This is a genomic window from Shewanella gelidimarina (genome assembly GCF_023283945.1).
GTDB lineage: Bacteria > Pseudomonadota > Gammaproteobacteria > Enterobacterales > Shewanellaceae > Shewanella > Shewanella gelidimarina.
Map to the genome: position 1 here is coordinate 83,612 of NZ_JAKIKW010000011.1, position 12,693 is coordinate 96,304.

Genomic DNA, 12,693 nt, shown 5'->3' on the forward strand with positions numbered 1-12,693 from the left:
GGATTTGAGATGAAAAGAAGTAAGGAAAATAACCTATCACGTCGCAACTTCCTCAAAGGTAGTGGGTTTATTGCTACAACTGCAGCAGGTGGTGGATTGTTTGTCGCCAGTAACCCTGAACTAGAGGCCGCGCCAGCAACAGCTTCACCTAAAAAGAGAACAACAGCCCTAGCACAATGTCCATACTGCGGCGTGGGGTGTGGCACCATTATTCAGGTTGAAGATGGCAAAATTGTCTCGATGCGTCCCGATAAAGACCACCCAACTAACTACGGCTTACAGTGCATCAAAGGGTTAACGGCAGCAGAGCCAATGTATGTTGACCGCATGGAGGGAGAGCCCTACGTACGCAAAGACGTCTGGGCTGAGTGGCAAAAACCTAATCACGGTGATATGGAGTATATCAGCCAAACTAAAGGCTCTTTCGACGAAGAGCACTTTGTCCGAGCTCCCTACCATGATGTCTCTGATATGGTGGCGCGTAAAGTCGCCCACTTTGCTAAGAAGTACTCAGGTAACTCAATCTCTCTTTATGGTTCTGGCCAGCTCACCATGGAGGGACAATATCTAGAGAACCTGTTTATGAAGGGCGTATTAGGCTCAAATACCATCGAAGCTAACGCACGTATGTGTATGACCTCTGCGGTTACTGGCTACTTTGCCACGTTAGGATCGGATACACCGCCATTGGCTTATGATGATATCGAGATAGCCGATATGGTGATGCATTTTGGTCATAATGCCCGAGAGTCACACCCGATCATCTTCTGGCGAATCGCCGACCATAAGAAGAAAAATGATATCCCAACCGTTGTGGTTGACCCTCGTAATACTGGCACCAGTAAAGGTTATGAGGACATCAACAGTAACAATCATGTGCATGTCCCTATTCTTAATGGCGATATCAGCTTCCTCAATGCGATTGCCCATGTGCTACTTAACGAGCATAACGATGTGATCGATTGGGACTTTCTCAAGGCGCATGTCAGTGGCTGGGAGGAATACATTGAAGGGGTGCAAAATGATTATAGCCCCGAACAGGTACAAGACAGAATGGGCGGCATTAACCACGATGTCTCACCGGATAAAATTCGCTTAGTCGCGCAGATGTTTGCCGATGCCACCCGCAAGCGTCTTGCCCGTGGTAAAGGTAAGCAAGACGGTAAGGGAACAGGTGGCGTGATCATCATGTGGGGAATTGGCTATAACCAACATATCCATGGTCAGCATAATGTCATCTCGATCATCAACCTACTCACCTTAACGGGTAATTTGGCTAAACCCGGTTGCGGCCCATTCTCAATGACAGGTCAACCTAATGCCATGGGTGAGCGCTTCACGGGAGGGTTGACCGGTCGCCTGCCATTTAACGAAGGGTTAAATAATCTTGAGCATCGCAAGCATATGGCGAAGATGTGGCGTGTACCAGAGAAAAATCTCGACACTGCGGCCAACTCACCCAACCCAGGTTATGCCGTTGGTATGATGGAGCGAGCCCTTAAAGATGATCTTAAAGCGATGTTCTTGGTTTATGCCACCCATATTGATCTCCCCGACCAATTTAATCTGGTGCGTCCCGCATTGCTGAAAACCTTCAACGTGGTGCAGGAGATCTACCGTCATGCGCCCAATAATCTCTATGCCGACGTGATCTTTCCCGCTTGTACTTGGGGTGAGGTTAACGGGGTCTACATTAGCTCAGAGCGTCGAATCAATATCACTGAAAAAGCGGCACAAGGCCCAACAGGTTGCCGTCCAGATATGGATATGGTGATAGATAAGGGTAAAGAAATCGCTAATCTACTGGGTATGGATGGTGATGCTATCTTCCCCTATAAGCGAGGAGAAGATGGTGAATATGACGCCGAAGAGGTGTTCAGAGATGTCTGCCGTGCATCGGTTGGCACTGATGCCGATCTCTCTGGGATCTTAGAGCGTGAAAAACTCGACGGCATTAGCCCCTATGAGCAGCTTAAAACCCTCCGTGGGATCCAGTGGCCTGCACCGAACTATGACTCGGCCAAGAATGGCGGCACTAAGCGCCGTTATATGATGCAAGAAGGCCAGTGGGAAAACCGACCTTATGGCTATTTCCGTACTAAGGATGGCAAGGTCAACATGAAGCTGTGTAAGCAGGACTACAGCCAACGAAAAGAGATCACCAAAAAGTTAATGGAGTTTGGGGTTAAAAAAGATCACTACACCATCGATAACCAAGACTTGATCATCAAAGCGCGTGATATGGGGTTAACGCCCGATCTTCCTGATGAGGAGTTCAGAGGCATTTCTTGGAAGGAGGTCCCCAACGACAAATACCCCTACTGGATGGGCTTAGGGGTTGTTTATGAACATTTTCATACCGCCAAATCTAATCGTAGCCCCACCACTCGTCGCTTAGTGCCAGAGATGTATGTGGAGATGCATAGCGAGGATGCTAACGATCTCGGCATAAAGGATGGCGAGTGGGTTCGTGTGGTCACAAGACGTGGTTCACTCGAGGCTCGCGCTCAAGTGGGTGGCACTGACAGTATCGTCAAACCCGCACGTAACAATGTGCCTAGAGGCTATATGTTTGGCCCTTGGAACCTCTCTGTTGCTGATAGCGCCGATCCAAAGAAGAACAAGTGGCTAGCCAACGGTATCACCAACCGTTGCTGGGATCCGGTATCGGGACAGGTCGACTTTAAGAAGTTGGCCGCCAGGATAGAGAAGATCTAACCGGTTTCACTTTATGAGTTAGCACTTAAACAGCAAGCAAAGTGCTAGCTCGCTATTTTCAAATTTATTAACTCGAATTCAAGATCAATAGCGGGGTGGCAATTTGAATAGGCGTCATTTTATTAAGCAACTGAGTGTAGTGACAGCGGTTGGGCTCACGTTGAAAACCTCACTGGCTAACGCGGCCTTTAAGGTGAAACAGTTCACTCAACGTTACGTTCGTCCGCCTGGCTCATTGACTGAAGATGACTTTATCAGTCAGTGCATACGCTGTAATCAGTGTGCTGAGATCTGCCCCAATAACTGTATTAAGTTTTTCGGCACCGAAAATGGTATAGCCTCCCACGGCACCCCCTATATCAGCCCCAGAGAGAAAGCCTGCATCTTGTGCATGAAGTGTGGTGATGTCTGCCCAAGCGGAGCCATTCAACCCATTAAACGCGAACTAACCCCAATAATCGAACAGGTTAACATGGGCATTGCCCGTGTCGATAAACAACTGTGCCTCTCTTGGCAGGGAAAATCTTGCGGCGTCTGTTACCGTGCCTGCCCGCTGCAAGATAAAGCCATTATCGTGGGCTTTATGGAACAACCAGAGATCCTCGACGCTTGTGTAGGTTGCGGACTGTGTGAAAGCAGCTGCATTCAGATCCCACAAGCGGTGAAGATCATCCCCAGTCACACCATAGATCAACTGAGGAACTCATGATGGAAAAGGAGTTTGCCCCAGCAGGTCTCTCGAAACAGAAACCAATAACAGCCAGTAAACCATTCGCTCTGTACCGACACCTCAATAAGTTGCGTTGGCTGTCACTGGCGGTGGTTTTCTTGATGCTGATTTTGATCCCGCTGCTGAGTATTTATCAGCACTATGTCGCAGCGCAGGGATATAACCATCTATCGCCATCGCAAACCTTGCTTTATGACACCATGGAATTTATCAGTGCCCCCTTTGTCGATGCGCCTGAACATGATCTCGACGCCATCAAGGGAACGACCTGGTCAGGACAGCTATTTGGCGTCAAACTCAGCGATCCTTTGGCCATTGTTGGCCAGAGTGCCGCCAGCCTCAAGCTCTATTGGCCCCTGATACTCACTGCCGTTATTCCGCTTTTGGCCACCCTGATATTTGGACGTTTTTTCTGTGGTTGGATCTGCCCAGCGACCTTTATCTATGAGCTCAACTCCAATCTATCGGTTTACCTCAGTCGTTTTGGTATCAAAAACAACCGACGCTTTCACAAGAATATCAAATACCTAGTGCTAGCACTGGGCATTGGGATATCGGCCTACACAGGCACACTCGCTTTTGCCAGCATCTACCCACCCGCGGTATTGGGGAGAGAGCTTTACTTCTCCATTGCGCTATCAGGCTTTGGCGGCGGAACGCTGTTTTTTATCCTCACCTTAGGGTTTGACACCTTTGTCAGCCGCCGCGGGATCTGTCGTTATTTCTGCCCCGGTGGCGCGCTCTACTCATTACTTGGACGCTATAGAGTCGTCAGAGTAAAACGCTTAGTTGAGCCCTGCAATGACTGTAATAAATGCAATGCGGTGTGTGAGTTTGACCTAGATCCAATGCGCGACAACTTTGGAGCAGAATGTAATAACTGCACCGCTTGTATCTCAGTTTGCCCTAAAAGTGCCATGAGTCTGACGCTATCAATTTCAGACCAGCCCAACCAAGGGCCGGGCCATCAAAGTCGGCAGTATCGTCAACAAAATAGCGACCATAACGAAACGATTCAAGTTAAAAACATAAGCTAGCGACTTGCCATAAATGGCGAGTCTAATCAGTGATGTTAATGGCTGATAGTAATGAGCGATGTTAATGAATGGCTCATGTCGGTAAGTCATCAATTTAAATGGGCTGTAAATAATGAACAAAATGACCATAACAACACCAATACTTTCAGCATTGCTATTGTGCACCGTGACACTTTTTAGCTCGTTAACCTATGCTCACCATGTGCTTGGTCGCCCCTCATATAGTCTCAACGAAGACTCTAACACTCCGCCCAGCATGGCGATCGAGACACAGATCGGCGAATATTTTGTCACTTATATGGTGTTTCCCGCCTTCCCTAAACCGAATGAACCAGGCCGAGTGAATATATACGCAACACGCATAGATAATGGTGCAATGCTCGACCAAGCGATCACATTTACCGTGCGTGATGACACCTTTTGGGGTGAGAGTATCGGCGGCGCGACTGAACCAGAGGTGATTGGTCAGCAGCATATTGATGATGGTGTTTATCGCCAAGGTTTTCTCTTTAAAAGTCGAGGCAGTTATATCATTCGCGCCTATTTTGAAAAAAATGGCGAGCCCTACGAACTCGACTTTCCTCTGCAAGTCGGCGCTGCAAGCCCAGTAGGGCCTATTGGTGCTGCCGTGGGCTTTATCTTCTTCCTGCTACTGATGATCAATATCGTGCAACGAAAGCGTATTGCTCGCACTAAAATTCAACAGGGGCACACAGCATGATAATGACCCACCCCGGACTTCCTCTCTATTGGGCTTATGCTATCGGCATGATGATGCTATTGCTAGGGGGGCTCACCATGGCTCTCAAACCCGCTAAGCACAGCACGAGCCGCACTATCTCGTTGGCCAAACTGCCCCTCTTGGGTGGCCTGTTTCGCTTCCTTGTAAAATACACTTGGCCACTATTGCTACTCAAAGTTGTATTTTCTGCGTTATTTATCACAGTGATCACTGCGGGCTTATGGGGCACCCCCATTGTTGAACGTAATTTGGCCACCACTCTCACTTGGAACCTGTGGTGGACAGGGATTATTATCGCTATCGTGTTTAGCGGCTCGGCTTGGTGCGCAGTGTGTCCTTGGGACAATATCGCCAGCTGGTTGGTTAATCACAGCATCTGGCGCCGCTCAAATTCAAACAGTCGACTGCAACTTAAACTGCCCAATAGTTTACGCAGCCTATGGCCCGCTAGCCTGCTATTTATTGGCTTTACCTGGTTAGAACTGGGTATCGGGATTGTGGCCAGCCCTTACGCCACTGCGATGCTGGCTCTGTTGATGCTGATTCTAGCCACAACCACATTGGCATTGTTTGAGGATAAGGCTTTCTGCCGCTACATCTGCCCAGTAGGAAGAACCGTTGGCGCATACTCACAACTCTCCCCCATTGCCCTGAGACCTATCGACAGTGAAATCTGCCGTAAGTGTAAAACCTTGGAATGTTTCCATGGCAGTGACAACATCGCCCCCTGCCCAACTAAGATAGTGATGGGAAGATTGCAGGAAAACACCTACTGCACCTCCTGCGGTAACTGCACTCAAAGCTGCCCCTCAAGTAATGTCAGTTGGCAGCTAAGATCCCCAAGCAGTGAAGCCATAAAAGAGGCTAAACCTCATCTAGATGAAGCCTTTTTCCTACTGATTTTATTATCTCTGACCCTGTTTCATGGCTTAACCATGCTCGACTACTGGGAGGGCTATTTAAGCACAATGGCGCAGATGATTAATGACAGTGGTCAGCTTATTATCAGCTTCTCTATCGGCTTGGCGGTCACCTTAATGCTGCCTATTTTTATCTATTGTCTCGCCCTTGGTTTAACCCAAGGCTTACTGAAAAAACACCTTAAAGAGTTAGTGACAACACCCAGCTTTAGCAAGCTATTTTCTGGCTTTTCTTTTGTCTCATTGCCACTGGCATTTAGCTATCACATTGCTCACAACCTCACCCACTTTGTCCGTGAGAGCAGCGACTGGATATCACTGCTCGCCAATCCGCTAGGCACCGGGGCAGAACCGTTGAGCATGATGGAAAAGCATATGCGTCATATGGAGATGATGGTTTCTGAAAATACCCTATTTGTTATGCAGGGCGCTGTGATTGCAATGGGGTTTATTATCGCGATGCTGGTGATCCGCCATAGAGGGCAACGCTTATTTGCCGCTCAAGGCATCGCATTACTGCCGATGATCTTATTCGCCGCATTGGTCACTGGGTTTAATCTGTGGATGCTAGTGCAACCGATGACGATGAGAATGTAACTTATGAGTGAGCAGAGCAAACAGCCGTTAATGGATCGTCGCCGCTTTTTTAAATCTAGCTTTAGCAAGATAGCTGATATCGGTTCTGCCCATGCCCAGAAAAAAGCAGAGCAAAATGCCAAGGGATGGATCCGCCCACCTTTCGCCATCAATGAACTCGACTTCCTGCTCAACTGTAGCCGCTGTGGCGAGTGTATTGATGCTTGCCCGCAGCAGGTTATTTTTAAGCTGCCACTTCATAGCGGCGCAACCGCGATGTCGACTCCTGCGATGGATATTCCCAATAAGGCCTGCGAGCTCTGTAGTGGCTGGCCTTGTGTGACCGCCTGTAAAGATAAGGCTCTGGCATTTCCAGCGGCCTCACAGCAGAGTCAACAGCAGCAGGAACAAGGGCTACAGCAACAAACGCAAGTCGACGCCGAGACACTTATCGACCGATATCCAACAGCAAACGAATGTCCGCCGATGGCATCGGCAATAATTAACACCAGCCAATGTATGCCCTACTCTGGGCCAGAATGTGGCGCATGTCACGGCAGCTGCCCCATAGAAGAAACCTTAACCTGGCACAATGAGCAACCCAGCATCAACGTGGATACCTGCATAGGTTGCGGTCAATGTGTTCAAGCCTGTATCACCGAGCCTAAAGCGATTGAGATTAGCTATTTTGCCCCTTTAGATGAGCAAACAACTCATGAAGATAACCAATGAAAATAGTGAACCTGTGTCATCAGTGGCTTAATCACAAGGTGATTCTAGGGTGTACCTTAAGCGCTGCGATGGTCTTTATGGCGGTAGGAATACTATTTTGGGGCGCATTTAATACCGCACTAGAACAGACCAACGAGATGAGTTTCTGTATTAGCTGCCACGAGATGGAGGACAATGTCTATCCTGAGTATCTACAAACAGTGCACTATAAAAATCGTACTGGTGTCAGAGCGACCTGCCCAGATTGTCATGTACCCAAAGAGTGGCAACATATGATAGTCAGAAAAATTCAGGCCAGTAGGGAGCTATTTCATAAACTCATCGGCTCGATTGATACTGCAGAAAAATTTAAACGAAAGCGTATCCAGCTGGCCAAGCACGTATGGCAAAGTATGCAGCAAACCGATTCTAGAGAATGTCGAAACTGCCATAACTTTGATGCCATGGATATCACCGCTCAACAAAGCCGCAGCGGCCTAGTTCATGAGCATGCACAACAACGACAAAAGACCTGCATTGATTGCCATAAGGGCATTGCCCATCAACTGCCTGAAGGCGTTGTCCCCTACAAAGGCGGCAGTGATGAGGACCATCATTACTACGAAAATCAGCAACTGCCCTGTTACCGATGCCATCAAGATATGCCAAAGGTCGAGGAGCAAGATTGGGGGTTTTAAGCTCCCTTATTGTCGGCAGATAATTGAATAAGGTCCACCTCTGAGTTTGGTAAGCTAGTTCATGAAATTAGGGTCAGAGTAAAATTTAACTGAAAAGAATGCCTTGTTCCATTTCTAGAACAAGGCATTTTTATGGGTATAACACGACAATTAACGAATAGCTGATACCAGATAATCGATGACAGCAGTATCCGCTGTCACCGTATGCCGTAACGCAAACAGCGGCACGGGCTTTTCAAGCATATTGCGCTCGACCATCTCACTAATAATCGGTAAGTCGAGTAAGCCCGCTTTCCCCACCAGTAGGTTATCCAGCGGCATTGTTTTACTCAGTTCCACAATATCTCGAAAGCCTTTTAGATACAGGAAGTCTTTAGTAAAGCCACCGCCTCGATACACCCGAGTGGTTAAGGTGAATGCCTGCTCTGTTGTTTGAGCATATTCACGCATGAGTGTTTGGAACGTCATTGAAAAGTCACGCTGAGACAGCATCAAATTAACCGCAATCACCCGCAATGCTAGGATTTTTAACCGGTTTAAAGTTAAGTTTCCTGAACAATACTCACTGTATATCGCCACGCCTTCTTGGGTATGGGTATTACCGACTAAGCCAAGCGACAAAACGCGCAGCGGCTGCCGTCTGGCATTCACCGTCGTCAACATATGCACCCCAAGCTCATGGTATGCAAATGCGATTAACTCTTTAGCGCTGAACATGGCATCTTTATTGATTAACAAACTGCCCTTTTCATTATTAACCATCGCCTTGGCAACCAAGCGAGAGGATTTTTCGACCTTACATTTGAGCCCCCACTCATCCGCCTGCTTTTGGAATGACTTAACTGCATGGTCGGCATCAAATATCGGCAGCTCATCTTCAGCTTCAATGGCTGGCGCACGTAATAAGAACTGAGCATTTGCGATGTCATCTTTATCTGGCTGACCATAATATTTAAGCGAGTTATAAACAAAGTCATCAGTGCCAATGGAGCACAGCAGATCAATCTTGGTCGCTAAGTTATCAATCACATGCCGATAAAGTTGTTGAATGTCGGCATCCATGACGCTTTCAACCGGTAACTTATACAGCTGTTCCCTAAACTGATACGGGTTCAAATTCAGCTGTTTGTAGTTAAACTCAGGCGCAACTGCGCCTTTACGGGCTAAAAACTTTTTACGCTCGCTAGCGATATTAATCGGATTAATATATTTAAGCGTGGCGACGTTATTGGCCAACTTAAACAAGCTCTTGTCGAGCGATAACAGTTCTGGCGGTAACGTCGACGATAATAGGTCAATGTTCCTGACAGACTTACGCTTGCCAAAGCGGCGCATAAAATACGCTGCTGTTTCTGAAATTGCTTGTTTGACGCCCGCTTTTAACTCCTCTAACACCAAGGGGTACAACTCGCCCGTGGTTTCGTCCATAAACACCTTTTTCACTTCCACGGGCAACACTAAGGTATTGTCGAAGTGAGCGTTAATATGAGCAATTAGATAGCCACGGCCTTGAAATACTTCATCGGTTGCAGCACGTACATCAAGGTTTGGTAGCGCAATTTGGTTCAGCTGTTTTTCAAAAAATTGACAGGTCTCACCCCAACGCTCGATATCAATTTGACTGGTGCCAATATTAAACGTTGGCGTATTTGCCTCAATGCGTTGATGGTTGTATGAGTGCACATCAAACACAATACTGTTTTTAAACTGCTTTTCTAAGCGAGCAACCAGTGCCTCGAGCACATTGTAAAAAGACTGATGCTTAGCATGGCTTTCACCGCGCTGCTTTGGCGTTAACGGCTTTTGCCAAACTTGCTTGTCCCACGCCGTTTTAAAATAGGTCGACAACGCTTTAGGGCGGTTTAAGTCATATTCAAAACGTGAATCGTTACCAATCAATACGATTGGAAAAGATGACAATAGTTCATCAGTGTATGGATCTTCCTCATAGAAGCGTTCCGGCTTAGTCAGTAAGAAGCTTTTCTTTAAATCCGCTCGCAAGCGATGGCCATTATGAATAGCGGTGCACACGACTGGCGAGTACTCATCAATCTTAACGATAAAGGACCCCTCATCAACCTCGGCTTGAAAGCATTCGCCTTTATTGATTAATCCAATACACTCTTTTTCAGTTAATGTGAGCATCATCGATCGCCTTTCTAAACGCTGTTTTTCTGATGTTTAACGCTTCTTTGGCATTGACTACACTTTCAACAAAATCAATGACTTTCTTTTGAAGCTTAACGTTGTTCAACTTGTTGATGCGCATAATGCCACCTGGACTTTGCACGTTAACTTCAATCAACTTTTCATTGATCACGTCAATACCAACAAAGAACAAACCATCACGCACCAGCTTAGGGCCAATGTGCTTACATAAGGCTTTCTCTTTTTTGGTCAGCGTATGCTTGACCACACTGCCACCAGCATGAACATTTGAGCGCACTTCGCCACTGGCTGGGATGCGCTTCATGGCACCAATAGGCTCACCGTTTAGCATCAAAATACGCACATCGCCTTGCTCTGCACCTTCGACATACTCTTGCAAAATAACGTAGTTGCCGCCCTTGCCGCTGTTGATGTAGAACTCTAGTAACGAGTGAAAACTCTTTTGCGCTGCTTTCTCAACCAGAATGACCCCTTGGCCGCCATAACCATCAAGCGGCTTCATGATCATCTTGTCTGTTTTAGACTCTCGCAAGACTTCCTCAAGATAGTCAGGTGTTTTTGACACATGCGTCACCGGAATAAATTGATTAGTCGGGTCGTCAAACGAAGCCGTATAAAGCTTATTGTTAGCGATGCGAAGACCATCGATATCGTTCATGATGAATACATCATCACGCACTGAATCGAGGAAGTTGAGCGCTATCGTGTCCATCGGCGGATTGGCACGCATAATAATGCTGTCAAAGCCCGCTAGCGGTAATCGCAGCGGTTTAAACTGCGCTTTTTTATAAAACGAAACAATGTTGTTGGGTGTCTCTTGCTCTTTGCTAAACACTCGACAAAACGCGCTCGCTTCTGAATCACGCATGGTTAAGTTACTAGTGGTAGCAAGCGCCACGGTATGACCTCTCGCAACGCACTCGTGGATCAACCGAATAGTAGAATCAGTTTCTGGTTCGATGCTTTCCCATGGGTACATCAAAAATAAAATATTCAAAGGGATCTCTTTAAAAAACGGAATGCTCTAAAGATCTTGGGCCTGTGAGGTGGCTTGGGGAGGTGTAGAGTATTCAAAATAAATAACACAACGACTATGGCTACAATCAGCCCTAATCAGACATTGGCAATCTATCTATCAATACAAGTTTGAACTAGATAAGGCGGCGTAATTTACACCTATTTTAAAAAAATGCAAATAAAAATATGCACTGATATTGAGTTTATTTATGGGGTAATAAATCATCTTCAAAACCCAACAACTATCGCTCTTTAGGTTCGAAGTTCGTTAACAACTAAAACCGATTATAATTAGAAGCTTAACTAGTATTACAGTTGATTGAGCACATCCGTTATCAAGTTAATTTATCAGTCAAAATTATCAATAAGGTGTTCAGTTTTAGCTCTCTAGCAGGCGTCAAAAAAGTGAGAGTTATAACTTAGCAAAAAACGCGTTTCAATAGTTAAGATACTGACGTTGCATGTATCTGAGCCTGTATCGACATTTCTTTCACAAGCGATTAAATAAACTCATCCCTCTAATATCAGTAGCCTTCCTAAAAAGGCACGGTGAAAATAGGTATGGTTCCGATGCATAAAACGGTAGATGTTCTGCAACCTTTTTCTCTTGAGCGTCATATCAGCTACCCACTAATGCTATTTCTGTTAGTGGCATCCATTTTCGAATATTTTCAATTCGATCTTAATATTGCTCAGTATTTTTTTAGCCTAGAAGGCGGCGTTGATAGCTGGCCTTTAAGAGGCCAGTGGTTGAGTGAAAATGTACTGCATACTGGTGGTCGAAACTTAGTTGTCGTATTAGGCACTGCGTTACTGATTTCATTGGGATTAAGCTGTAAAAGCAAACGCTGGAACCAATACAGACGTAACTTACTCTGCTTAACACTAAGTGTGCTGAGCTCAATATTATTAGTGAAGTTTGCCAAAGAATTCACTCACGTTAGTTGTCCGTGGGATGTGATTCAATTTGGTGGTCAATTTGCTTATGTACCCATTTTTAGCCCCTTACCTAATGGTGCTGAATTTGGACAATGTTTTCCTGGTGGACACTCAAGTGGTGGCTACGCTTGGGTTGCGTTGTATTACTTTGCATTGCAGCTCAAACCTAAACTACGCTGGTATGGGTTAGCCTTTGGCATACTCTTGGGCGCAACATTTAGCTTAACTCAACAGCTAAGAGGCGCACACTTCTTCTCCCATGGTTTATGGAGTCTGGCCATATCCTGGTTTACCGCCAGCAGCTATTATTATTTCCTATTTGTTAGAGCCAAAAAACAAAAATGCCTAGTAACACCTGAAATAGCAAATCACTAAAGCGACTCCATTAACACTGGACATAAATATATGACTTTAGCGAGATTAGCCTCTATGCACA

At 46.3% G+C, this 12,693-nt stretch carries 10 protein-coding genes; 8 read left to right on the forward strand and 2 right to left on the reverse strand.

The window, feature by feature from the left end; all coding sequences use genetic code 11:
• The first annotated feature begins 9 nt into the window (after positions 1-9).
• The 7 genes from L2729_RS11285 (at position 10) to L2729_RS11315 (ending at position 8,132) form a co-directional block, all read left to right on the forward strand.
• Positions 10-2,718 carry a molybdopterin-dependent oxidoreductase gene (locus tag L2729_RS11285; RefSeq protein WP_248988360.1) on the forward strand — a complete coding sequence of 903 codons (2,709 nt, stop codon included), beginning with the start codon at positions 10-12 and terminating at the stop codon, positions 2,716-2,718.
• A 103-nt stretch (positions 2,719-2,821) separates the two neighbouring features.
• Positions 2,822-3,427: a 4Fe-4S dicluster domain-containing protein gene (locus tag L2729_RS11290; RefSeq protein ID WP_248988361.1), complete on the forward strand. Its 606-nt coding sequence runs from the start codon at positions 2,822-2,824 to the stop codon at positions 3,425-3,427.
• Positions 3,427-4,485: a 4Fe-4S binding protein gene (locus tag L2729_RS11295; RefSeq protein ID WP_248988362.1), complete on the forward strand. Its 1,059-nt coding sequence runs from the start codon at positions 3,427-3,429 to the stop codon at positions 4,483-4,485. Before L2729_RS11290 ends, L2729_RS11295 begins: the two co-directional genes overlap by 1 nt.
• 112 nt (positions 4,486-4,597) lie before the next feature.
• A complete protein-coding gene (locus L2729_RS11300) occupies positions 4,598-5,206 on the forward strand; it encodes a hypothetical protein (protein ID WP_248988363.1) in 609 nt (202 codons plus the stop codon).
• Positions 5,203-6,744, forward strand: coding sequence for a 4Fe-4S binding protein (locus L2729_RS11305; protein WP_248988364.1), 1,542 nt, complete (start codon positions 5,203-5,205; stop codon positions 6,742-6,744). Before L2729_RS11300 ends, L2729_RS11305 begins: the two co-directional genes overlap by 4 nt.
• Positions 6,745-6,747: 3 nt before the next feature.
• Positions 6,748-7,455 (forward strand): 4Fe-4S dicluster domain-containing protein, encoded by a 708-nt coding sequence (locus tag L2729_RS11310; RefSeq protein ID WP_248988365.1) that lies wholly within the window; start codon positions 6,748-6,750, stop codon positions 7,453-7,455.
• Positions 7,452-8,132 carry a NapC/NirT family cytochrome c gene (locus L2729_RS11315; RefSeq protein WP_248988366.1) on the forward strand — a complete coding sequence of 227 codons (681 nt, stop codon included), beginning with the start codon at positions 7,452-7,454 and terminating at the stop codon, positions 8,130-8,132. Before L2729_RS11310 ends, L2729_RS11315 begins: the two co-directional genes overlap by 4 nt.
• Positions 8,133-8,282: 150 nt before the next feature.
• On the opposite strand, the gene L2729_RS11320 is transcribed toward L2729_RS11315, so the two are convergent.
• Together L2729_RS11320 and gshB are read right to left on the reverse strand one after the other, a co-directional pair.
• The gene (locus tag L2729_RS11320; protein ID WP_248988367.1) at positions 8,283-10,280 is read right to left on the reverse strand and encodes a flavohemoglobin expression-modulating QEGLA motif protein; all 1,998 of its coding nucleotides are present in this window, start codon (positions 10,278-10,280) and stop codon (positions 8,283-8,285) included.
• Positions 10,261-11,298, reverse strand: coding sequence for a glutathione synthase (gene gshB, locus L2729_RS11325; protein WP_283104210.1), 1,038 nt, complete (start codon positions 11,296-11,298; stop codon positions 10,261-10,263). Before gshB ends, L2729_RS11320 begins: the two co-directional genes overlap by 20 nt.
• Before the next feature lie 590 nt (positions 11,299-11,888).
• On the opposite strand from gshB, the gene L2729_RS11330 reads away from it, so the two are divergent.
• Positions 11,889-12,632: a phosphatase PAP2 family protein gene (locus L2729_RS11330; protein WP_248988368.1), complete on the forward strand. Its 744-nt coding sequence runs from the start codon at positions 11,889-11,891 to the stop codon at positions 12,630-12,632.
• Positions 12,633-12,693: the final 61 nt, after the last annotated feature.